Genomic DNA, 22,813 nt, shown 5'->3' with positions numbered 1-22,813 from the left:
ATATGTAAATTCGACATACTCTCTATTATTTCCTGCCGGACGAATCTTAGGCGCTTGGAACAGGCCTTAAGCTTGAAAAAAGCAACCCGCCGCCCCGGGTCGATGCCCGTCTGGCTAAGCAGGTTGCTTGTGTCGCGAAGCAAATTAACGGCGCAGGCCGAGCTTCTCGATCAGCGCGCTGTAACGCTTGACGTCCTTGTTCTTCAGGTAAGCCAGCAGCTTGCGACGTTGGCCGACCATCTTAAGCAGGCCGCGGCGCGAGTGGTGGTCTTTCTTGTGGGACCTGAAGTGGGTCGTCAGGTTGTTGATGTTTTCCGTCAGGATCGCGATTTGAACTTCCGGGGATCCGGTGTCCGAAGCGTGCGTCTTGTGCAGCTCGATCAGTTCTTGTTTGCGCTCTTGCGTCAATGCCATCCCAATCACCTCCGTGTTCGATTTGTCTAATCGCCTGTGGCCGAGCTGTCGCCGGTGAGAGCGTCCGGCCAAGCCAAGGTTCTTATGAAGCCAGCATAGCCGACAACGTACAACAGTATAGCACAATGCCTAGGATCATAGCAACAATCGCCTGATACGCGAGAGTTGACGGGCTCAATGCAATCCGAGCGACCGCAGTTCCTCGCGCGCCTGCTCGGCATCCCTGCCGATCTGCGACTTGAGCTCCTCGAACGAAGCGAACTTCGTCTCCGGACGCAAAAAGCGGTGGAACCGCACGGTCAGCGTGCGGCCGTACAGGTCGCCCTGGAAGTCGAACAGATTGGTCTCGAGCCTCGGCGCGCCGCCGGGCGCGTCGAACGTCGGACGGACGCCGACGTTGATGACGCCGGACAGCTCGCGCTCCCCGTCGTCGGCACCGCCCACCGTCACCGCATAGACGCCGTGCCGCGGAATGACGTAAGGCACGGCGGGCAGCATGTTCGCCGTCGGAAAGCCGAGCAAGCGGCCGCGCGCGTCGCCATGGACGATCTCGCCCGAGATCGCATAAGGACGTCCGAGCAGCAATGCCGCAGCTTCGCAATCGCCGTCCGCCAGACACGCGCGAATCCGCGTGCTGCTGATCTTGGCATCGCCCTCGAACACCGGCTCGACGACGCGAACCGAGATCGCGTCGTCGCTCAGCCGCCGGAGCGCCTCGGCATCGCCTTGCCCGCGATGGCCGAACCGGAAGTCGAAGCCGACGACGGCGGTCCGGACCCCGAGCGGCAGCAGCAGGCGCCGGACGAAGCTCTCCGCGGATACTTCGGCGAAGCCGTGATCGAAAGCCACGACATAAGCCAATTCAATCCCCAGCTCGGCGAACAGCGCCAGCTTGTCCTCAAGCGGCGTCAAAACGGTATGGTAACCGTCCTTGCCGAGCACGGTACGCGGATGCGGGCTGAACGTCAGCACCGCCGGCGTGAATCCCTGCTCTCTCGCAGACGCTACCGCCTGGCGGATCACTTCGGCATGCCCTCTGTGCACGCCGTCGAAAAAGCCGATCGCCATGGCAATGCGGTCCCGACAGGCGCCGGACGGCAGCCCGTCGTCCATCGTCAACATCGTATGAGTCAAATCGTAACGTTCCACCCTGCTGTCCCCCTGCATCTTCGAAAGAGCAAGGACCGCCGCGGGGCGGTCCTATCATTCACTCTTCCGGATGAAATACTTTGACAGCCTTGAGCCGGCGGCCCGGCATGTCCGACTCGAACAGGCCCAGAAAAGCCCCGTCCTCGCGATATAGACGCCACAAGCCGGCTTGCTCCGGAAAAGGCGAGAGCAGCTCGAACGGAATGGCCTTGCCCTGCTTTGCATTCAACGCCGCCAGCGATCCGCCGGTCGCGCGCGGAAAAGGAACGAGCTCGTCGGCCGGAACCAGCCGGTCCCCGAGCCCGCCGTTTTCCCGCAAAAGCGCCATCTCCTCCAGCGTCAAGCTGTCGCCGGGGGAGAGTCCCGCGCTTTCCGTCCGCTTGAGAACCGCCATCGCTGCAGGCACGCCGAGCTTGCTGCCGATATCGACGCAGAGCGTGCGGATGTAGGTACCCTTGGAGCAGCGGACCGAAAAAGAAGCCTCGGGCTGCGGTACGCCCGTCTTGATCTCTCCGATCCGAATCTCGTGGATCGTCACCGGACGCGCCGAGCGTTCGATCGTAACGCCCTCTCTGGCGAGCTCGTAAAGCCGTTTGCCGTCGACCTTCAACGCGGATACCATCGGCGGCACCTGCATGATGTCGCCGACAAAAGAGAGAATCGTCTCCCGGATCCCGGCTTCCGTCAATTCGCAGGCATCGCAGGTTTCCAGCACCTCGCCCGTAAGATCCTCGGTATTGGTCGCAATGCCGAAGCGAATCGTCGCTTCGTATGTCTTGGGGAGCTCCTGCAAATACTCGACCATCCGCGTCGCTCTGCCGATGCAAATCGGCAGCACGCCTGTCACGGCCGGGTCCAGCGTCCCGGTGTGTCCGATCCGCTTGACGCCAAGGATTCGCCTCGCTTTGGCCACAACGTCGTGAGACGTCCACCCCGCCGGCTTCCATACCGCCAGCACGCCTTCGTAGCTATGCGTTTTGGCTTGCGTCATGCCATTCCAGCGCCTTTCCTACCGCAGTCGTCATTTGGCCGATCGCGTCATCCAGCGCAGCCGCCACCCGGCAGCCGGCCGCGCGCACGTGGCCGCCGCCCCCGAACTGCTGGGATACGGCAGCGACGTCGACCTTGCCTGCAGATCGCAGGCTGACCTTGACGGAAGCCTCCGCGTTTTGCTTGAACAGGATGCCGACCTCGACGCCCTCGACGTTCCGCGGGAAGTTCACGATGCCTTCCAGGTCCTCGTTTTTGGCGCCGGTGTCCGCCATATCCTCGGGCGTCACCCAAAGCCAGGCGATGCGCTTGTCCGCGCTGAACGTCAGACGGGACAACGCCCGCTGAAGAACGAGCATCTGCTGAAGCGTCATCCGCTCAAGCAGCAGCTCGGCCAGCATCGGACCGTCCACGCCCAGATCGATCAGACGTGAAGCGATCGCAAGCACGTTTGGCGTCGTGTTGCTATAACGGAATCCGCCCGTGTCCGTGAGCATGCCCGTATAAATCGCCGTTGCGGCGTCCTTATCCAGGGCAATGCCCGCGCGCTCGATCAATTCATAGAGGATCTCAGCCGTCGCAGCAGCGTCCGAACGAAGCAAATTAACGAGGCCGAAGCCATTGTTGGTCGGATGATGATCGATGTTCAGCATCTCGAACTGATCCTCGAACCGCTCTTGCGCATTGCCCACGCGGCTGAAATCCGCACAATCGACCGCAATGACATGACGATAGGCGCGCCCGGCCGTGCCGGACGCGTTCGTCTCAATCCGGTCGCTCCCTATCAGATAATGGAGGCGCTCGGGAACGGGGCCTTCATTGTACATGGCGTAGCTTTTGCCCAACTTGCCCAGCAGCCAGGCGACGGCCACTGTAGAGCTAATGGCGTCGCCGTCGGGCTGAACGTGGGAGACGACGAGAAAGTCGTCCCGCTCTTGGATAAAGTCGACTGCGGCGTCGAGCTGCGCTGTCCAGGCGTTCATGAAGGCTGGTTTCCTTTGTTGATATCCGCCAGCAGCGCTTCGATCCTGCTGCCGTACGCGATCGAACTGTCGAACCGGAATTCGATCTCCGGCGTATGCCGCAGTCGCATGCGGTTGCCGAGCTCCGAGCGCAGGAACCCTTTGGCCCTGGCCAGCGCATGCAGCGTCGCTTCTTTCTGTTCATCGCTGCCCAATATGCTTAGATACACGCGAGCCTGGGACAGATCTCCCGTCACGTCGACGCCCGTCACCGTGATAAAGCCGATGCGCGGATCCTTCAGCTCGGTCTGGATCAGCGAGCTGATCTCTTTCTTGATCTGTTCGCCGACACGGCCGACGCGGAATTTAGCCACTGTCCATCCCCTCTTCCCTGCTTCATGCGCGGATTAACGCTCGACGGACTCCATGATGAACGCCTCGAGAACGTCGCCGATCTGAAGATCGTTGAACTTGTCGAGCGTAATGCCGCATTCATAGCCTTCCGAAACTTCCTTCGCGTCATCCTTGAACCGCTTGAGGGAATCGATCTTGCCTTCGAAGGCGACGACGCCTCCGCGCACGAGACGAACCTCGGCGTTGCGGGCGACCTTGCCGTCCGTGACCATGCAGCCGGCGATCGTGCCGACCTTGCTGACCTTGAACGTCTCGCGGACTTCGGCGTGGCCGATGACCTTCTCCTTAAATACCGGATCGAGCATGCCCTTCATCGCCTGCTCGATTTCCTCGATCACCTTGTAGATGATGCGGTGGAGGCGCAGGTCGACCTTTTCCTGTTCGGCGGCCTGCGCGGCGCGCGGCTCCGGACGGACGTTGAAGCCGATGACGATCGCGGCCGACGCGAGCGCAAGCGATACGTCCGACTCGGTAATCGCGCCGACGCCGCTGTGGATCGTCTTGACGCGGACGCCTTCGACTTCGATTTTCTCGAGGGAGCCCTTGAGCGCTTCGAGCGAGCCTTGAACGTCCGCCTTCAGGATGACGTTCAGATCCTTGATCTCGCCTTCCTTGATCTTGCTGAACAGGTCCTCGAGCGTAACCTTTTGGTTGGAGCGCATCGATTCCTGACGCGTCTTGATCGAGCGCTTGTCGGCGATCTCGCGCGCCTTGCGCTCGTCCTCGAATACCATGAACGGATCGCCTGCTTGCGGCACTTCCGTCAAACCGGTGATCTCGACAGGCGTCGAAGGTCCGGCTTCCTTAACCCGGCGTCCGCGATCGTTGGTCATCGCGCGGATCCGTCCGAAGCAATCGCCCGCGACAAACGCGTCGCCGACCTTCAGCGTACCGTTTTGCACGAGAATGCGAGCGATAGGTCCCTTGCCCTTGTCGAGCTCGGCTTCGATGACCGTGCCGCGCGCCCGCTTGTCGGGATTGGCCTTGTAGTCGTTCACTTCGGACACGAGCAGGATCATCTCGAGCAAGCCGTCAAGGTTCAGACGCTGCTTGGCGGACAGTTCGACGAAGATCGTGTCGCCGCCCCAAGCTTCTTGAACGAGACCGTACTCGGTCAGCTCTTGCTTGACCTTGTCGGGATTCGCGCCCGGCTTGTCGATCTTGTTGACCGCCACGATAATCGGCACGTTCGCCGCCTTCGCGTGGTTGATCGCTTCGACCGTCTGCGGCATGACGCCGTCGTCGGCAGCAACGACCAGAATCGTAATATCGGTAACCTGGGCGCCGCGCGCACGCATCGTCGTAAACGCTTCGTGACCCGGGGTATCCAGGAACGTAATTTTTTTGCCGTGCACTTCGACCTGGTAAGCGCCGATGTGCTGGGTGATGCCGCCGGCTTCGCCGCTTGCGACCTGCGTCTCGCGGATCGCGTCGAGCAGCGTCGTCTTGCCGTGGTCGACGTGACCCATGATCGTGACGACCGCAGGACGGGTGATCAGATCGGCCTCTTCGTCGGTTTCCTCGATCGTCTCGAAGTTGGTGTCTTCGACTGCGATCTTGACCTCTGTTTCGACGCCGAATTCGCCAGCGATGAGCAGGATCGTATCCATGTCGAGATCCTGGTTGATTGTCGCCATGACGCCCATCATGAACAGCTTCTTGATGACCTCGGAAGCGTCCTTATGGAGCAGCTTAGCCATATCGCCGACAGTCATCTCGCCGCGAATAATGATTTTTTTCGGCGTATTGTCGATCTTCTCGCGCGGAGGCATGTTGCTGCGGCCTCTGGCGTTTTTGCCGCCTTTGCCCTTGCGGGGGCCGCCGCGCCCGGATTCCTCGAAGCGCCGGTTGAAATCATTGTCCTTGCGCTTGGCACCGGCAGCGCCGCCACGATTAAAGTCCCCGCCGCGATTGTCACCGCCGCGGTTGTCGCTGCGTTGGCCGCCCGGCCGGCTGCCGAAGCCGCCGCCTTGGCCGCCGCGTCCTGCCGCTGTCGCCGGAGCCGGTGCCGGGCCTCTGCCCGCGCCGCCGCCGAAACCGCCGCCGCCCGCAGGACGATTGCCTTGGTAACCGCCGCCGCCTTGGCCGCCCGCAGGACGATTGCCTTGGTAGCCTCCGCCGCCTTGGCCGCCCGATGGACGGTTGCCTTGGTAGCCTCCGCCGCCTTGGCCGCCCGCAGGACGGTTGCCTTGGTAGCCGCCGCCGCCTTGGCCGCCTGCAGGACGGTTGCCTTGGTAGCCGCCGCCTTGGCTGCCCGCAGGACGGTTGCCTTGGTAGCCGCCGCCTTGGCTGCCCGCAGGACGGTTGCCTTGGTAGCCGCCGCCTTGGCCGCCTGCAGGACGGTTGCCTTGGTAGCCGCCGCCTTGGCCGCCTGCAGGACGGTTGCCTTGGTAGCCGCCGCCTTGGCCGCTCGACGGACGGTTGCCTTGGTAGCCGCCGCCGCCTTGGCCGCCCGATGGACGGTTGCCTTGGTAGCCGCCGCCGCCTTGGCCGCCCGACGGACGGTTGCCTTGGTAACCGCCGCCGCCTTGACGGTTGCCTTGGTAGCCGCCGCCCTGGCCGCCGCCTTGACGATTGCCCTGGTAGCCCTCGCCGCCCTGCGGACGATCCGAAGCAGGCGCGGAAGATGCCGTGCCGGTCGGCGCGCTAGGCTGCGAAGGAGCAGCCGCTTGCGGGGCCGGCTCCGATGCTTGCGGTGCCGCAGCGGACGCAGGCGCAGGAGATGGCGATGGCGCCGTCGGCGCAGGTTGCGCCGGACGGGATGCTACGGAAGCGGTCTCCTCCGAACGGCGCGCCGGCTGCTGGCCGCCGCCCTGACGGTTCTGGCCGCCTTGCTCGCCTGCCGGACGGTTGCCGGCCGGCTTGTTCTGCGCCATCTTGGCCGCCGCGTTCGCCTTTACGTCGCGGAAAAACTTTTCCACGGCGCCGACCATGCCGTCTTCCATGACGCTCATATGGTTGTTGACGGGCTTGCCTACCCGCTCGAGAATTTTCTGCACTTCTTTGCTGCTCATGTTCAACTGCTTGGCGTATTCGTACACCCGCAGCTTATCTTTGTTATCCGATTGTTTATTACTCAATATTCTCCACCTCCGAATGTTGAACGAAGCCCTCGCGAACGAGATTCGCAAAGCCTTGGTCCGTGACGGCGAACAACACGCGCTCGGGCTTGCCGACGGCGCCTCCGAGGTCATACCGGGAGTAGCCCATCAACAGCTCTACGCCATAGCTTGCGCATTTGTCCGCCACTTTCTTGCGCGTATTGTCGGAAGCGTCCCGGGCAATCACCACCAGCTTCGCTTCGCCCGCGCGAATGCTCTTAAGCACCGTTTCGTCTCCCGAGACGAGCTTGCCCGCCCGCATGGCGAGCCCCAGGCGCGACAGCGTCTTATCGCTTTTCGTCATCGCCGTCATCCAGCTCCTTTGCGGCAATGAATTCGCCTTCCAGCTTCAAAAACTCTTCCTCCAGCCTGTCGTAAACCTCGGGCGGCACGGGCGCCTTAAGCGCGCGCTCCAGCGCCTTCGTCTTCTTGGCCAGCTTGAAGTAGGACAGCTTGCCGCACAGATAGGCGCCCCTTCCGGGCTTTTTACCCGTCAGATCGAGGGAGATCTCCCCCGTCGGTGACCGGACGATGCGGATGAGTTCTTTTTTAGGCATCATTTCCTGGCTCGCGATGCATTTGCGCTGCGGTATCTTCCTCGGTCTCAAGGTTCCTCGCCTCCCATGCGGACCGTCTATATGATTGCCGCTTGAAAATTAATCGATCGTCACGCTGTCCTGGTGCATCGCATCGCCTTCGGTCCGTGGCCGGCCGTATTCCTGCTCCGCCTGCGTCTCGCTCTTGATATCGATCTTCCACCCGGTCAGCTTCGCGGCGAGCCGCGCGTTCTGTCCCTTGATGCCGATCGCCAGCGACAGCTGGTAGTCCGGCACGATAACGCGAGCCATCTTCTCGGCCTCGAACACGATGACTTCCAGCACCTTGGACGGGCTGAGCGCATTGGCGACGTATTCCTCGACTGAATCGGACCAGCGGACGATGTCGATCTTCTCGCCCTTAAGCTCGTTCACGATCGTCTGTACCCGCACGCCCTTCTGTCCGACGCAGGAGCCGATCGGATCGACCTCGTCCGCGCGCGAATGAACCGCGATCTTGGAGCGGAAGCCCGCTTCGCGCGCGACCGAACGGATCTCGACCGTGCCGTCGAAAATCTCGGGCACCTCGAGCTCGAACAGACGCTTGAGCAGTCCGGGATGCGTACGCGAGAGAATAATCTGCGGTCCCTTGCTCGTGTTCTCGACCTTCGTGATATAAGACTTTACCCGGTCGCCCTGCTTGAACTTGTCGGTCGGCATGAGCTCGGTGAGCGGCAGCGCCGCCTCGACCTTGCCCAGGTCGACGTACAGGTTGCGCATGTCGATCCGCTGGATGATGCCGGTCACGATGTCCTGTTCTTTGTCCACGTACGCATGGTAGATAAGTCCGCGCTCGGCTTCCCTGATGCGCTGGGTCACGACCTGCTTGGCCGTCTGTGCCGCGATCCGTCCGAAATCGCGCGGCGTCACCTCGATCTCGGCGATATCCTCGATCTGATAGTGCGGGTTGATGGAGCGGGCCGCGTCGATCGCGATCTCGAGGCGCGGATCCAGCACCTCGTCGACGACCGTCTTGCGCGCGTACACTTTGATCAGGCCGGTATTGCGGTTAATATCGACGCGAACGTTCTGCGCCGTATTGAAATTCCGTTTATAGCTGGAGATAAGTGCCGCTTCGATGGCCTCGATGAGGACATCCTTGGCGATGCCTTTGTCGCGCTCGATCTCGCCTAAGGCTTCAATAAACTCCATGCTCATAGCTGCTGCTCTCCTCCTTTCGCAAATTAAAAGACGATGGCCAGCCTCGCGGAAGCCACTTTATCGTAAGGAATCTCATGGCGCTTGCGCCCCACGGTGACGGTCAGCACGCTGCCGTCGAACCCGTCCAGGCTGCCTTCGAATTCCTTGGCGCCGTCCACCGGCTCATAGGTTGTAACGAATACATGTCTGCCGACAGCAGAAGCGACGTCCTCCGCTTTCTTCAGGGGACGTTCGGCGCCCGGTGAGCTCACCTCGAGGAAGTAAGCTTCGGGAATCGGGTCGGCTTCGTCAAGCTTCCCGCTTAAATATTCGGACACGCGGCCGCAGTCGTCGATATCGATGCCGCCCGCTTTGTCCACGAATACGCGCAGAAAGTAGTTGCTGCCTTCCTTGACGTATTCTACATCCACCAGCTCAAAGCCGTTCTCCTCCACGAAGGGGGCGACCAGCTGTTCGACCGTGGATTTGATCTTTGAAACGCTCAAATGACCAGACCTCCCGATTGCTTCAAATGGATATCTGCAGCATCGCACATACAAAAGTGCCTATGCAAAACGTAAAGAGTGGGTTTCCCCACTCTTCTGCAGACAGTGATATCCACATGATTACCAGAAATAATATACCATAACCGCCAGGCCCCTTGCAATGCATTATTCAGGCAGCGGCGGCCGGCGAGGACGCCAGCCCCCGCCGCCACCGGGCGAGCGGGCGCCTAGAACAGCGCCAGTTGGTTGGATTCGGGCATGCCGCGGAAGCAGCCCATCGTCGTCAGCAGCTCGATGATCGTCTTCGTCGCCTTGGAGCGCTGCTGGAAGTCCTCGATCGACAGGAAGTCGCCGTCGCCGCGAGAGGCGGCGATGTTCCGAGCCGCATTCTCGCCGATGCCGGCGACCGCCGAAAACGGCGGAATCAGCGCGTCGCCGTCCACGATGAAGCGGGTGGCGTCGGACCGGTACAGGTCAAGCGGCTTGACCTTGAAGCCTCTCGCGGTCATCTCCAGTCCCATTTCGAGGATCGGAATCATGTTCTTTTCCTTCGGCAGCGCCTGGAAGCCCTTGGCCTCGATCTCCGTCATCCCCTTCAGGATCGCGTCGTACCCCTGGCAGAACAGCTCGACGTCGAAGTCGGCCGCACGGACGGAGAAGTACGTCGCATAATAATGAATGGGATAATAGAGCTTGAAGAAAGCGGTCCGTACGGCCGAGATGACGTAGGCGGCGGCGTGGGCCTTCGGGAACATATACTCGATCCTCAGGCAGGAGTCGATATACCACTGCGGGACGCCGCAGCGCTTCATCTCCTCGATCCATTCGGGGGTGAGCCCCTTTCCCTTCCGCACGCTCTCCGTAATCTTGAAGGCAAGCGACGCATCCATGCCGGCCTTGTAAATCAGGAATAGCATGATGTCGTCGCGGCAACCGATAACGGTCTTGATCGTACACGTGTTGTTCTTGATGAGCTCCTGGGCGTTGCCCAGCCACACGCCGGTGCCGTGCGACAAGCCCGAAATTTGCAGCAAGTCGGCGAACGACGACGGCTTCGTCTCCTCGAGCATCTGGCGCACGAACCGGGTGCCCATCTCCGGCACGCCGAAGGTGGCGACCTGGGACTTGATCTGGCTCGGCTGGATGCCGAGCGCCTCGACCGAGTTGAACAGGCTCATGACCTTCGGATCGTTCATCGGAATCGTCGTCGGATCGACGCCGGTCAAGTCCTGGAGCATCCGCATCATCGTCGGATCGTCGTGCCCCAAAATATCGAGCTTGAGCAGGTTGGCGTCGAAGGCGTGATAGTCGAAGTGGGTCGTTTTCCACTCCGCGCTCGTATCGTCGGCCGGATACTGAACCGGCGTAATATCTTCGACCTCCATATAATCAGGAACGACGACGATGCCGCCCGGATGCTGCCCCGTGCTCCGCTTCACGCCCGTCACGCCCTGGGCCAGACGGTTGAGCTCGGCACCACGCCAGTTTTTGCCGTGCTCCTCCTGGTACTTCCTGGCGAAGCCGAAGCCGGTCTTCTCGGCGACTGTGCCGATCGTACCCGCCCGGAATACCCCCTTTTCCCCGAACATCTCCTTGGTGAAGTTGTGCGCATGCGGCTGATATTCGCCGGAAAAGTTGAGATCGATATCGGGCACCTTGTCCCCCTTGAAGCCGAGGAACGTCTCGAACGGAATGTCCTGGCCTTCGCCGCGCATCATCGTGCCGCAGTCCGGGCAGGCCTTGTCCGGCAAGTCGAATCCGCTCGGCACGCTGCCGTCGAGAAACCATTCCTGATGCTTGCAGTCGGCGTTGCGGCAAAGGTAATGCGCGGGCAGCGGGTTAACCTCGGAGATGCCGAGGAACGTCGCGACGACGCTCGAGCCGACCGATCCCCGCGAGCCGACGAGGTAACCGTCGCGATTGGATTTTTTGACGAGCCGCTCGGAGATCAGGTAGTTCGCCGAGAAGCCGTACTTGATGATCGGCACGAGTTCCTTCTCCAGCCGGTCGATAACAACCTGGGGCAGATCGTCGCCGTACAAGCTGCGCGCAGTGGCATAGCAAGTGTTGCGAATCTCTTCGTCGGCTCCCTCGATATTCGGCGTGAACAGTTCGTCGGGAAACAGCTTGATGTCCTCGAAGCGGTCCGCAAGCGCGTTCGTGTTGGTCACGACAACCTCTGTCGCCTTGTCCTTCCCGAGGAAGGAGAAAGCGTCAAGCATCTCCGGCGTCGTCCGGAAATGCGCGTCCGGCTTGCGCTGGTCCTTGAGCGGACTGAAGCCCGTAATGCCGTGGATCGTGATGTCGCGATAGAGCTTGTCCCTCGGCTCCAGATAATGCGTATTGCCGGTCGCGATGACGGGTTTGCCGAGCCGCTCGCCGATGGCGAAGATCCTGCGCAGTGCCTGTTCGAGCTCCGCTCTGCTGCCGACGAGCCCCTTGTCGAGCAGGTGCATGTAAAAATCGAGCGGCTGGATCTCGAGAATATCATAAAATTCCGCGATCTCAGCGGCTTCTTCCTCCGACTTGTTGAGCACAGCCTCGAAAAACTCGCCCTTCTCGCAGCCGGAAATGATGAGCAGTCCTTCCCGGTGCTCGATCAGCTTACTGCGGGGAATGCAGGCAACGCGGTGAAAATAGTCGGTATGCGACAGCGAGATCAGCTTGTACAAATTCTTCTTGCCGGCCGCGTTCAGCATGTAAATGCAGCAGTGGAACGGGCGCGTCGTTTTCCAGCTGTTCTCGTTCACTTCGTTGAGCCGTGCCATCCGGGTAATGCCGCGGGTCTGCGCATCCTTGAGCAGCCCTTCCAGCACGCCGGCCAGGGCGATCGTATCGTCGATGGCGCGGTGATGGTTTTCGAGGCTGACTTTATATAAATTCGACAGCGTATTCAGCCGATGGTTTTTCATCGTCGGATGCAGGTAACGCGCCAGCTCCAGCGTATCGAGCACGGGGTTGCTTGGCTGCGGCAGTCCGAGCTGCTTGCAGTTGTGCTGGATAAAGCCGATATCGAACCGGGCGTTGTGCGCCACGAGTACGGCATCGCCCGCGAATTCGAGGAATTCGGTCAGCTTGGGCTCAAGCTCCGGCGCGCCCGCCACCATCTCGTCCGTGATGCTGGTCAGCTGCTGAATGTTGTACGGAATCGGCTCATGCGGGTCGATGAACGTCGAAAAGCGTCCGATCTCCCTTCCCCCGGACACCTTGACGCCCGCGAGCTCGATGATCTTGTTCGCCGTGACGGACAGACCCGTCGTCTCGATGTCGAACACGACAAACGTCTCTTCGGCAAGCACGGTGTCGCGGGCGTTCTGGACGATGTCTACCGCGTCGTTGACAACGTTGGCCTCGACGCCGTAGATCATCTTGATGCCGTTTTTCTTCGCGGCCTTGGCGGCTTCGGGGAAGCATTGCACGTTCGCGTGATCGGTGACGGCAATCGCCTTGTGTCCCCACTTGGCCGCCGTCTTGATATAGGCGTCGACCGGCGCGATCGCGTCCATCGTGCTCATGGACGTATGCAGGTGGAACTCGACGCGCTTGTCGCTTGCCTCGTCCCTGCGGGCCTTCGGTCCGTTGATCTCCTTGAGGTCGCTCGGCATCATAACGAGCTCGGGCGGATTGAGGAACCGATCGTACTCGACGCGCCCGCGCAGCTTCACCCATTTGCCGTTCGAAAGGAGGTTCAGCATCTTGACGTCTTCCTTCGTTTTGCCGAACATCTTGACGGTGAGCGAATCGGTATAATCGGTCACATGAAACAGGTAAAGCGTATTGCCGTTGCGAAGTTCCTTGACTTCCAATCCGAACACGATGCCCTGAATCGTCGCTTTCTTTTCTTCCTCTTGGATGTTGGCGATCGGCACGGCGTCATCCTTGATCTCATAGCCGTGCTGCAGCGACTGCGGCGCCGCTCCGCCCGTGTCTTCCGGCGGCTCCTCCTCGGGCATGCTCTCCATCAGCTTGCGGACGTGCAGCCGCTCCTCCTCAAGCTGCCGCTGCATGAACGCCTCTACGGCCTCCTGCTGCTTCTCCCCCACGGCCAGCTTGATCCGGCAGGCGCGGCCGAACCGCTCCTCGAAAAACTTGGCCGCATACGTATCGACCGTCTTCTTGCGCGCCATCTCCAGGCTCGCCTCGTTCAGCATGAACAAGGTCAGCAGCTCGCCTTCCGCCTCGGGCCTTGCCTTGCCCAGCCAGCCGTTGACAGAAGCGAACTCGCTCTGCATCCATTCGACGAACAGCGGCCAATAATGCAGCAACAGCTCGCTCGTGGCGATCGTCTCTTCGTGACGCAGGCACATCTCGATCTGCGCAAGATGGCCGAGCTTGTCCCGCACGCGGCTGTGGAATCCGGCATAGACGGGCGGCGGCAACAGCGACGCCTTGACGAAATGAAACCGCCAGCTGCGGTTCGCCTTGCTCACCTCGACTCTATCTATGTAACCGTCGCGGAAGTGGGCGTCGATCCAATCGCCCGGAATCTCCGCTTGCGCCAGCAGCAGTTCGAATCTTTTCCTCTGATCGGGCTTCGGCAACATAATCGGAGACTTCATCCCTTTCAACAACAAAAGCCCCCGACCGGCCCTCCCGCAAGACGAACGCCTGCGGCAGGTTAAAGTCGGGAAGCTTTCTGTTCTCGTACTTGTTCTATTATTCTACCTGATAGACTTTGCGGCAGCAATAGTCAAAGAACGACATTCCGGGGACGATCAGGAACGGCTCGCGCAAGCATCAGGCGTCACCGGGGCGCCGCCCGCGCCAAGGCTGATCTCCGCGGCGTTCAGGAAACGAATGATCGCCAGCGTCTCGCCCAAGGGGACCGGTGCGATACCCGTTTCGAAAAAGGATACCGCGTCCGCGATCAGCCGGGCATAATGAATTTTAAAGTCCGGATCGAGCGCCAGCGTCCTCGCTTCATTGCCCCCGATCCGTAATTCGGCCTCGTAAGCGTAGCCCGCTTCCGGACGCTTGCAGAGCGCCGTGCCTGTCCGGCCGTCCCGCCACTGGCCGACGATCCGGTCAAATTCGTCGCAGCGTTCGGCCCGAACGGACCGGCAATCCGGCCCCAGCAGCGCGAACAGCATCTCGGCCAGGTGAATGCCGTACCAATAATAGACCGACTGCGTCGGCTCAACCTGCAGCGGGCCGCCGACGGTCGCTCCAAGTATCGGCGCCTCCCCCGGCAAGGCTTGCTTCATGGCGCTTAACACGGCGTAGCGAAGCGCGGAAACGCTGAAAATCGGGATTTCGTAAGCGCGCGAAATCGCCTCGATCTCGGCGGCTTCACGTCCGGATATGGCCAGCGGCTTGTCGATAAACACCGGCTTGCCATAAGGCGCGATGCGTCCGAACAGCTGCGTGCGCTGCCGGCCGTCGATCGACAGCAGCATGAGCGCGTCGCAGGAAGCCGCAACTTCCTCCGGCGTGTCCGCCCGCCGGATGCCGTGCTCGGTCTCGAGCCGGTCCATGATTGTCCCGACGCGCGACGCGCTGAGCGGAAAGTCCGGCGAACCGCCCGGCCATGCCGTCGTGACGCGCCAGCCGGGCACATGCAGGGGATCGCGAGGATTGTTCAACAGCTCGGTAAACGTAGTCGCATGAGAGGAATCGGTGCCGATCAGCCCGATCGAGCGGATATTCACGCGCGCTCGCCTCCCTCGGCAGACGCACCGGATGTAAGCACGCCTTCCTCCAGCCTTCGTGCCGCGATGCCCGCAAGCAGCGCCGCGCCGAGCGGCAGGCAGGCTTCGTTCAGCTCGAAGCGCGGATGGTGCAGGCCGAACGCGCGCTCGGCCCCCTCGGCCGGACCCGAGCCAAGCCAGAAGAAGCAGCCGGGCACATGCTTCAAATACTCCGAAAAGTCCTCGCCCGCGAGCGTCGGAGCCGCTTCAAGCCTTTTCCCCGGTCCCGCTACTGCGTCGATCGCCTCGCCGACCCGGCGGGCCGCTTCCGGATGGTTCACAAGCACCTGCGTCTGTCGGATATAGGTCAGGCGCGCGCGGCAGCGGTAGCCGTCCGCAATCCGCGTCACGATCCGTTCGATGCCGCCGGGCAAGCGTTCCCGAACGTCCGGATCGAAAGCGCGGACAGTCCCCGTCATCCGGCAGTCGGACGGAATCACATTGTTCGCGTCTCCCGCGTGAATGCTGCCGATCGTCACGACGATCGGATCGAACGGCGACGTCTCCCGCGAGACCAGGCTTTGCAGCGACATGACGATCGCGCTGGCGCAGAGAATCGGATCGATGCCCTGATCGGGGATGGCGCCGTGCGCGCCTTTGCCTTCGACCAGAATCTCGATGCGGTCGACCGAGCCCATCAGCGGTCCGGGACGGACCGACGCCAAGCCCGCGGACAGCGTCGGCAGGTTGTGCAGGCCGTAAATCTCGTCGACGCCGTCCAGCACGCCTTCGCCGATCATCGCCTTGGCGCCTTCGTTGATTTCTTCCGCCGATTGGAAGATGAGTCTAACTGTGCCTTTAAGACTCGCGCGCTCCTGGACCAGCAGCTCGGCCGCGCCGAGCAGCATCGCCGTGTGGGCGTCGTGTCCGCAGGCATGCATCGCGCCGGGACGCTCGGAGGCGAACGACAGGCCCGTCTCCTCGGCGATCGGAAGCGCGTCCATGTCGGCGCGGAGCGCGACGACCGGACCCGCGGCATCGCCGACGATGTCGGCCACGACGCCGTGACCGCCGATTCCCGTGCGGCATGACAATCCGAGCCGGGTCAGCCGCTGCGCGACGAGATCCGCCGTCTCGCGCTCCTCGAAGCTAAGCTCCGGAAAACGGTGCAGTTGCCGGCGGACGGCGGTCAGCTCGCCCGACAGCAGCGCCGCCTTGTCTTTCCATGCGACGGCCGCGCTCATGAACGCCCGCCTTTCTTGCGCAGGTCGCTCAGAATCGCTTTGCCTGTAGGCGTCTGGGCGAGACCGCCCTTCGCCGTCTCCCGGTGCGCTTCGGGCATGGCCGCCCCGATATCCTTCATGACGCCGATGACTTCGTCCGACGGAATGACGCTGCGGACGCCGGCCAGCGCCATATCGGCCGCCGCGAGCGCGGTCACCGCGCCGAAGCCGTTGCGTACGATGCAGGGGATCTCGACGAGTCCGCCGACGGGATCGCAGATCAGGCCGAGTGAATTTTTGAGCGCGAGCCCGACTGCATGGACGGCCTGCTCCGGCGTGCCGCCGCGCAGCTCCGTCAACGCGCCGGCCGCCATGCCGACGGCCGATCCAACCTCCGCCTGACAGCCGCCCTCCGCGCCGGAAATGAACGACTGGTTGGCGATGACATAGCCGATGGCGCCTGCCGCGAACAACGCTTCGACCATCTTGTCGTCGGTCCAGCCGAAACGCTCCTGCGTGCTCACGAATACGCCCGGAATGATCCCGCACGAGCCCGCAGTCGGCGTGGCGATGATGCGGCCCATCGAGGCGTTGACCTCGGACACGCCGAGGGCATAGGCCAGCGCGGCGCTGGCTTCGCCGCCGAGCGCGGTCCCGCCGAGCGCCCGGTATTCCATCACCCGCTTCGCGTCTCCGCCCGTAAGCCCGCTGCGCGACTTGGTCTCCTCCGTCGTGCCCTTGCGCACCGCTTCCTTCATAATTTGATAGTAGCTGGCCATCTGACCGACGACCGTTTCCTCCGTTTGATCCGACTCTCGCACCTGTTCCTCAATCATATAGCGGCCGATCGTCATGTCCGCTGCCCGGCATTGCGCCGACAGCTCCGCAAGCGTGGCGAATCTCATTGTTGCCCCTCCTCCTGGTTCAGGTCGACGAGGCGAACCCGCTCGACTTGCGGGAGCGCCTGAAGCTCGCGCCTCACCTCGTCCGGCACCGCCTGGTCCATCTCCATCACGGTGAGGGCGCGGCCGCTCCTGCTCTGACGGTCGACATCCATCGCCCGAATATTCAGGTTGGCTCGCCCGACGATGATCGCCATCGCGGCGACGGTCCCCGCCATGTCCTGATGATTGACGAGCAGCGTCGGACAATCCGCTCCGAATTTGACGTCGAATCCGTCTACGCTGACGATCTCGACATTTCCCCCCCCGATCGAGCAACCGATCATCGCCAAGTCTCGTTCGCCCTTGCGCAGCGCGAACCGAACCGTATTCGGATGCCCGCCTGGCCTAAGCTCCGTGCCGAATCGCAATTGCATGCCGGCCGCTTCGGCCAGCGCGATCGAATCCCGGATTCGTTCGTCGTCCGGCGCGCAGCCGAGCAGTCCGGCCGTCACGGCAAGGTCGGTGCCGTGACCCATGTACGTTTCCGCGAACGAACCCGAGAAGATGATGTCCGCTTCGTCCGGCTGCCCGCCGAGCGCCTGGCGCGCCGTCAGCCCGAGTCTGGCGGCGCCCGCCGTATGCGAGCTGGAGGGGCCGATCATGCTCGGTCCCATGATGGAAAATACGTCTTTAAATCGCATGTCCGCCCCTCTCCCTTCGCTTTATCGATCGACCGGTTAACGCTCCTGCAGCCATTCTTCAAGATGCGTCGCGACGAACGCGTCGTCGTTCAGATCCGGATACTGCGCGTACACGCGGTCGATCTCCCCGGATTGACCCGGCGACAGCTCTTCGTGCGGATTAAGGCACCAGGTTCCCTCCAGCAAGCCTTGGCGGCGCAGCACCTCGTGGATGCCCGGGATGCAGCCTGCGAACTGGTGCGAAGGATCGAAGAAAGCGGCATTGGAATCGGTCACCTGAATGTTGCGGACCAGCCATTCCTTCGAGATCGCCGGCTCCCTTCTTGCCGTCTTGATCTCTTCGAGAAGCGCGACCGCCTTTTGCGTCCATACCGCCCAGTGGCCCAGCAGACCGCCGACGACTTGCTTCTCGACGGTCCGGCCGTCGATGGTAAAGCGAAAGGTCGTGAACAGGTCAGCGACGATATTGTCGTCGTTGCCGGTGTAGAGCGCGATCTCGTCCTTGCGTTCCGAATGACAGACGGCGCGGGCTACGTCAAGCGTCTGGTAACGGTTGAACGGCGCCATCTTGATCGCGACTACGTTCGGAATGTCGGCGAAGGCACGCCAGAATTCGTACGTGAATATTCTTCCCCCGACCGAAGGCTGCAGGTAAAATCCGATGACCGGCATGACCGCGGCAACCTGCCTAGTCCGCTCGAGCAGCGCTTCCTCGGTCAGCTGTCCGAGTCCGCCCATGCTGAGCAGCACCGCGTCGTAGCCCAGCTTAAGCGCGATCGCCGTCTCGCCGAGCGCCTGCTCGGCCGGCCCGCACACGCCCGCGACCTTGATGAACGGACGGGAAGGCGCCGCCTTGTCGACCTCCTCGGCGGCCATGCGCAGCACGGTCTCGTACAGGTTGTGCTCGGGATCGCGAATCTCGAACTGGGTGGAGTGAACGCCGACGGCGACGCCGCCCGCGCCCGAAGCGACGTAATAACGGGTGAGCGCCCGCTGTCGCCGCTCGTCAAGCTTGCGGTCGGCGTTCAGCGCAAGCGGGTGAGCCGGGATAACAAGGCCGTCCTGCAGCGCCGCGTTCAGCGCATCCGGCAAATAGACGGTCGCCATCAGAATTTCCCCTTTCGTTCCTGGAAGTGGGTCGGTTTGTTCCATGTCGCGCCGCCTTGCAGCACCCATTCCGCCGTCCAGTCGATCATTTGCAGCAGCGATACGCTCGGGTAGCCGAACAGCTGATGGGACTTCGACGCATTGTTCAGCAGCGCGGTCTCGGATTCCTTGCCCTCGAAGGTCGCTTCCTTGCCAAGCCGTTTAGACAGCTGGCCTGCCGCCCACCGCACGGACATCGTCTCCGGTCCCGTTACGTTCAGGATCGCCGGCGGACTCGAAGCGATCGCCAGACTCCGCAGCGCCATCGCGTTGGCGTCGCCCTGCCAGATGACGTTGGCGTAACCGGTCGTCAGATCGATCGGACGCTCCTCGCGGATTGCGCGCGCCAGCTCCAGCAATACGCCGTAACGGAGATCGATCGCGTAATTCAGTCTGAACATCGTCATCGGCGTGCCGTTTTTGTGCGAGTGATATTCGAAAATCCGTTCTCTTCCCAGCGTCGATTGGGCGTACTCGCCCAGCGGTTCGGGCGCGACGGATTCGTCCGCGCCGCCGCCGCCGACCGGCATGAACGGATAAATGTTGCCCGAGGAAAAGACAACGATTCGCGAATCCTTGTATTTATCGGCTACCCGCCCCGGCAAATACGCGTTCATCGCCCACGTGAAATGCTCGCGGCCCGTCGTGCCGAACTTGTTGCCAGCCATGTAGATGACGTTCGCGGCGTTCGGCAGCGCCTTCAGCGCCTCGTCGTCCAGCAGCTCGCAAGAAATCGTCTCGACGCCGGCGGATTCCAGCTCTTCGCGCGTCTCGCTGCTGCTGAAGCGCGATACGCCGATGACGCGCTTGTTAAGTCCCCCGGCGCGTACGGCATTGGCCGCCAGCCTTGCCAGGCTGGGCCCCATTTTGCCGCCGACGCCGAGCACGACGATGTCCCCGTCGATCGCCGACAGCTGCTTGATCAACGCCTCCGACGGTTCTGCTAGCTTTGCTTCCAATTGCTCTATCGTATGCATGAGACCAGTCTCCTCTCGACTTGTACCTGATCCCATCATACGTGTGAGTGCTATATAAAGACAGGTCCATTTATCGTCTTTAAATTTGCATAGAAGATCTGCGTATTGAAGCAGACCAGCGCCCCTCATAAATAGTGATCCGCCAAAAAGGAGAAACGATACACCTGGCGCGGCCTGCCCTTCGGCATCTTTTCCATGCCTGCAATGCCGACCAGTCCCGCATCCGCCCACTGCAGCAGCAGCCGATGCGCGCTGCGCACCGTCACATTAAGCATGGCCGCAAGTTCGTGCACCTGATAATCGTATTTGCCGTGCCGGGACATATAGGCGAGCAGCTTGCTCAAGTAAGCGCCAGTCATCCCGGCATCCTCCGCACGTCGCAGAAGCGTTGGATCTAGCGGCGCCGTAATCGACGATACCGGGTCAGCCATCTCCAGCGGTCCGATCAGGGTACGATCCTCGCGCACGATAAAACAGGCGTTGCCTCCTGCGGCGACCGATTTGCGAAGCGCGCTGCGCGCGTTCGATCCGGCCTCGCTGGCCGTCGCGCCAAAGCCGATGCCGATGCTGAGCGAGAGGCCGTAGGACAGATTGGCATCCTTGGCGAGCGGGATCGTCTTGTAGCCGCCCGTCTCCCGCTCGAAAATGCCTCGCGTCGTAAAAAACAAATACTCGTCGCCGCCGACCGGCGTCAAATAACCGTCCAGCGACTCGACATAGTCGAGCACCATCCGATGAATGTCCAGCTTGAGCTTCTGGATCTCGTGCTCGCTCGCGCTCCGCTGTACGAGCTTGCCGAATTCGTCGACCGTCACCATGCCGACGACGATCTGCGACTCTTTGCCTTTGCGCGACTCCGTCGACAGCAGCGCGCGTTCCAGCGTAACGATAATATCGTCGTCAGACGGCAGCAGCCGCGCATGCGGAATGTTCAGCCGCGTCAGATCATCCGCGACCCGCTCCACGCCGGTGAAGGCAAATACGCCGGCATGCGATGCGGCGACTTTGCGGTGGTGCGCGGCAAGCTTGTCCGGCGAAGCATAGGACGGACCGTCATAAACGGCGACCGTCAGCTCTTCAAGCGCCAAGTCCCGAAGCGTTCGCATGACCATCGTCTTGGTAAGCGAATCCACGGACAAGACCGCTTCCGGACCGAGCCGCCCGGATCGCTGCGCTTCGAACAACGCTTTGTACAAGCCGGCGCCTGTCAACGGCACATGATGCACCGGCACGCTTCCTGGTCTTTTTTCCTTGAGCAGGCGCGAAGACGCAGGGCCTGACAGCAGCAATGCCTCCACTTCGTTCTCAAGCGCGGCTGCGATGTCGGTCGCTTCCTGTTCCTCTTCGGTAATACGAACGACGGGCTCGAACGATGGGAACGTATTCAAAACTCTTAATACGCGAGAAACGATTGTCTCCGTCCCTACGACACCGATCTTGATTTGCATACGGTTTCCTCCTGTGAAAAAGACCCCCGAAGCCGGCGCTGTCGGGAGTCTTTCGTTTTACGCGGTTGATTTAATACGCTCTGGCAAATACGACCGTATGCGCAGCGGGTTTGCCGCAGCACAGGCAAACGCTCTTGGTCGTCTGCGGATCGAACGGAATGTTGCGGCTCGTCGCGCCGGTCTCTTCCTTTACTTTGCTCTCGCAGGCGTCGTCGCCGCACCAGCCGGCGTAAGCGAAGCCGCGCTTCTCTTCGAAAGCGGCTTTCAGTTGGTCAAGCGTCTCGACATCGAACAGATGCGACTCGCGGAATTCGAGCGCGCGATCGTACATCTGAACGTGCACTTCCTCGAGCATCTCCGCTACGGATGCCGCCAGGTTGTCGAGCGGCACCTGTTTCTTCTCGCCCGTCACACGGGACACAAGCACGCAGACGCCGTTCTCCAGATCGCGCGGGCCAAGCTCAAGACGAATCGGAATGCCGCGCATTTCGTATTCGTTGAACTTCCAGCCCGGCGATACGTCGGAGCGATCGTCGACGCGCACGCGGATGCCGGCGGCCTTCAGCTGCGCGAACAATTCGTCCGTTTTGGCGATGACCGTCTCGCGCGTCTTGGGCGGGCCGATCGGGATCATGATCACCTGCGTCGGCGCGACCTTAGGCGGCAATACGAGGCCGCGGTCGTCGCCGTGCACCATGATCAGCGCGCCGATCAAGCGCGTGCTTACGCCCCAGGAGGTCGTGTGGCAATACTCCTGGGTATTCTCCCGGCTCAAATACTTGATGTCGAACGCGACGGCGAACTTGGTGCCGAGGTAATGCGAGGTGCCGGCCTGAACGGCGCGGCCGTCCTTCATCATCGCCTCGATGGAATACGTGTCGACGGCGCCTGCGAAGCGCTCGGACGGCGTCTTCTGTCCCTTGATGACCGGGATGGCGAGCACGCTTTGTACGAAGTCCGTATACACGTCCAGCATCTGCATCGTCTCGCGGCGGGCGTCCGCCTCGTCCTCGTGCGCCGTATGTCCTTCCTGCCACAGAAACTCGCTCGTCCGCAAAAACGGCATCGTGCGCTTTTCCCAGCGGAATACGTTTGCCCATTGGTTGATGAGCAGCGGCAGATCGCGGTAGGAATTGATCCACTTGGCATACATGTGCCCGAACATCGTCTCCGACGTCGGACGCACGGCCAATCTCTCTTCCAGAATCTCTCCGCCGGCCTCCGTCACCATCGGCAGCTCGGGGTTAAAGCCCTCGACATGCTCTTTTTCCTTCTGGAAAAAGCTCTCCGGAATAAGCAGCGGGAAATAGGCATTGCGGTGGCCCGTCTCCTTGAAGCGGCGGTCCAGGTCGCGCTGGATATTTTCCCACAGCTCGTAGCCTTCCGGCCGGAAGACAATACAGCCGCGTACCGGCGAATAGTCCATTAGCTCGGCTTTTTTGATGACGTCGATATACCAGCGGCTGAAATCCTCGGCCTGCGGCGTTATTTCCGTTACGAACCCTTTATCCTTCGACATAAGCTCCCCTACCCTT

The 22,813-nt window shown here is 61.6% G+C and carries 19 protein-coding genes; all 19 read right to left on the bottom strand.

The window, feature by feature from the left end; translation table 11 throughout:
• Positions 1-144: 144 nt before the first annotated feature.
• Positions 145-414, bottom strand: coding sequence for a 30S ribosomal protein S15 (gene rpsO, locus ACFSR7_RS28665; RefSeq protein WP_090115765.1), 270 nt, complete (start codon positions 412-414; stop codon positions 145-147).
• Between the two features lie 174 nt (positions 415-588).
• Entirely contained in the window at positions 589-1,563 is a 975-nt protein-coding gene (locus ACFSR7_RS28660; RefSeq protein ID WP_378167553.1) for a bifunctional riboflavin kinase/FAD synthetase, read from the bottom strand.
• Between the two features lie 58 nt (positions 1,564-1,621).
• A complete protein-coding gene (truB, locus tag ACFSR7_RS28655; RefSeq protein ID WP_378167551.1) occupies positions 1,622-2,554 on the bottom strand; it encodes a tRNA pseudouridine(55) synthase TruB in 933 nt (310 codons plus the stop codon).
• Entirely contained in the window at positions 2,532-3,536 is a 1,005-nt protein-coding gene (locus ACFSR7_RS28650; RefSeq protein WP_378167549.1) for a DHH family phosphoesterase, read from the bottom strand. The genes truB and ACFSR7_RS28650 overlap by 23 nt, the downstream gene beginning before the upstream one ends.
• Positions 3,533-3,889, bottom strand: a complete 357-nt coding sequence (rbfA, locus tag ACFSR7_RS28645; RefSeq protein ID WP_378114761.1) for a 30S ribosome-binding factor RbfA — start codon at positions 3,887-3,889, stop codon at positions 3,533-3,535. Before rbfA ends, ACFSR7_RS28650 begins: the two co-directional genes overlap by 4 nt.
• A 33-nt stretch (positions 3,890-3,922) precedes the next feature.
• The gene (gene infB, locus ACFSR7_RS28640) at positions 3,923-7,009 is read right to left on the bottom strand and encodes a translation initiation factor IF-2 (RefSeq protein WP_378167547.1); all 3,087 of its coding nucleotides are present in this window, start codon (positions 7,007-7,009) and stop codon (positions 3,923-3,925) included.
• Positions 7,002-7,334, bottom strand: a complete 333-nt coding sequence (locus tag ACFSR7_RS28635; protein ID WP_378167545.1) for a L7Ae/L30e/S12e/Gadd45 family ribosomal protein — start codon at positions 7,332-7,334, stop codon at positions 7,002-7,004. The genes infB and ACFSR7_RS28635 overlap by 8 nt, the downstream gene beginning before the upstream one ends.
• Positions 7,318-7,638, bottom strand: a complete 321-nt coding sequence (rnpM, locus tag ACFSR7_RS28630) for an RNase P modulator RnpM (protein WP_378114763.1) — start codon at positions 7,636-7,638, stop codon at positions 7,318-7,320. Before rnpM ends, ACFSR7_RS28635 begins: the two co-directional genes overlap by 17 nt.
• 48 nt (positions 7,639-7,686) lie before the next feature.
• Positions 7,687-8,784 (bottom strand): transcription termination factor NusA, encoded by a 1,098-nt coding sequence (gene nusA / locus ACFSR7_RS28625; RefSeq protein WP_277567345.1) that lies wholly within the window; start codon positions 8,782-8,784, stop codon positions 7,687-7,689.
• Positions 8,785-8,810: 26 nt separating this feature from the next.
• Entirely contained in the window at positions 8,811-9,272 is a 462-nt protein-coding gene (gene rimP, locus ACFSR7_RS28620) for a ribosome maturation factor RimP (protein WP_378114765.1), read from the bottom strand.
• A 227-nt stretch (positions 9,273-9,499) separates the two neighbouring features.
• Positions 9,500-13,816 (bottom strand): PolC-type DNA polymerase III, encoded by a 4,317-nt coding sequence (locus ACFSR7_RS28615; protein ID WP_483862654.1) that lies wholly within the window; start codon positions 13,814-13,816, stop codon positions 9,500-9,502.
• Positions 13,817-13,987: 171 nt separating this feature from the next.
• Positions 13,988-14,920: a Gfo/Idh/MocA family oxidoreductase gene (locus ACFSR7_RS28610; RefSeq protein ID WP_378167543.1), complete on the bottom strand. Its 933-nt coding sequence runs from the start codon at positions 14,918-14,920 to the stop codon at positions 13,988-13,990.
• A complete protein-coding gene (locus tag ACFSR7_RS28605) occupies positions 14,917-16,143 on the bottom strand; it encodes a M20 metallopeptidase family protein (RefSeq protein WP_378167541.1) in 1,227 nt (408 codons plus the stop codon). The genes ACFSR7_RS28610 and ACFSR7_RS28605 overlap by 4 nt, the downstream gene beginning before the upstream one ends.
• Positions 16,140-17,027 (bottom strand): L-serine ammonia-lyase, iron-sulfur-dependent, subunit alpha, encoded by an 888-nt coding sequence (sdaAA, locus tag ACFSR7_RS28600; protein WP_378167540.1) that lies wholly within the window; start codon positions 17,025-17,027, stop codon positions 16,140-16,142. Before sdaAA ends, ACFSR7_RS28605 begins: the two co-directional genes overlap by 4 nt.
• Complete coding sequence (gene sdaAB / locus ACFSR7_RS28595) at positions 17,024-17,707, bottom strand: L-serine ammonia-lyase, iron-sulfur-dependent subunit beta (RefSeq protein WP_378167538.1); 684 nt, start codon at positions 17,705-17,707, stop codon at positions 17,024-17,026. The genes sdaAA and sdaAB overlap by 4 nt, the downstream gene beginning before the upstream one ends.
• Positions 17,708-17,743: 36 nt before the next feature.
• Entirely contained in the window at positions 17,744-18,814 is a 1,071-nt protein-coding gene (locus ACFSR7_RS28590) for a dihydrodipicolinate synthase family protein (protein WP_378168183.1), read from the bottom strand.
• Positions 18,814-19,830 (bottom strand): NAD-dependent epimerase/dehydratase family protein, encoded by a 1,017-nt coding sequence (locus tag ACFSR7_RS28585; RefSeq protein ID WP_378167536.1) that lies wholly within the window; start codon positions 19,828-19,830, stop codon positions 18,814-18,816. Before ACFSR7_RS28585 ends, ACFSR7_RS28590 begins: the two co-directional genes overlap by 1 nt.
• Positions 19,831-19,955: 125 nt before the next feature.
• The gene (locus tag ACFSR7_RS28580; protein WP_378167534.1) at positions 19,956-21,278 is read right to left on the bottom strand and encodes a hypothetical protein; all 1,323 of its coding nucleotides are present in this window, start codon (positions 21,276-21,278) and stop codon (positions 19,956-19,958) included.
• 70 nt (positions 21,279-21,348) lie between these two features.
• Positions 21,349-22,797: a proline--tRNA ligase gene (gene proS / locus ACFSR7_RS28575; RefSeq protein WP_378167532.1), complete on the bottom strand. Its 1,449-nt coding sequence runs from the start codon at positions 22,795-22,797 to the stop codon at positions 21,349-21,351.
• Positions 22,798-22,813: the final 16 nt, after the last annotated feature.

The sequence above is a fragment of the Cohnella sp. GCM10020058 genome (assembly GCF_042683485.1).
Lineage (GTDB): Bacteria > Bacillota > Bacilli > Paenibacillales > Paenibacillaceae > Cohnella.
Note: the sequence above shows the minus strand (reverse complement) of the source record. Positions and strands in the feature narration are given on the sequence as shown.

Bases quoted from the DNA above. Each gene is read 5' to 3' on its own strand.
- sdaAB (WP_378167538.1), bottom strand. From the start codon at position 17,707: ATGCGATTTAAAGACGTATTTTCCATCATGGGACCGAGCATGATCGGC.
- rpsO (WP_090115765.1), bottom strand. From the start codon at position 414: ATGGCATTGACGCAAGAGCGCAAACAAGAACTGATCGAGCTGCACAAG.
- ACFSR7_RS28635 (WP_378167545.1), bottom strand. From the start codon at position 7,334: ATGACGAAAAGCGATAAGACGCTGTCGCGCCTGGGGCTCGCCATGCGG.
- ACFSR7_RS28650 (WP_378167549.1), bottom strand. From the start codon at position 3,536: ATGAACGCCTGGACAGCGCAGCTCGACGCCGCAGTCGACTTTATCCAA.
- ACFSR7_RS28585 (WP_378167536.1), bottom strand. From the start codon at position 19,830: ATGCATACGATAGAGCAATTGGAAGCAAAGCTAGCAGAACCGTCGGAG.
- sdaAA (WP_378167540.1), bottom strand. From the start codon at position 17,027: ATGAGATTCGCCACGCTTGCGGAGCTGTCGGCGCAATGCCGGGCAGCG.
- ACFSR7_RS28615 (WP_483862654.1), bottom strand. From the start codon at position 13,816: ATGTTGCCGAAGCCCGATCAGAGGAAAAGATTCGAACTGCTGCTGGCG.
- nusA (WP_277567345.1), bottom strand. From the start codon at position 8,784: ATGAGCATGGAGTTTATTGAAGCCTTAGGCGAGATCGAGCGCGACAAA.
- ACFSR7_RS28590 (WP_378168183.1), bottom strand. From the start codon at position 18,814: ATGGCGACCGTCTATTTGCCGGATGCGCTGAACGCGGCGCTGCAGGAC.
- truB (WP_378167551.1), bottom strand. From the start codon at position 2,554: ATGACGCAAGCCAAAACGCATAGCTACGAAGGCGTGCTGGCGGTATGG.
- ACFSR7_RS28580 (WP_378167534.1), bottom strand. From the start codon at position 21,278: ATGCAAATCAAGATCGGTGTCGTAGGGACGGAGACAATCGTTTCTCGC.
- proS (WP_378167532.1), bottom strand. From the start codon at position 22,797: ATGTCGAAGGATAAAGGGTTCGTAACGGAAATAACGCCGCAGGCCGAG.
- ACFSR7_RS28605 (WP_378167541.1), bottom strand. From the start codon at position 16,143: ATGAGCGCGGCCGTCGCATGGAAAGACAAGGCGGCGCTGCTGTCGGGC.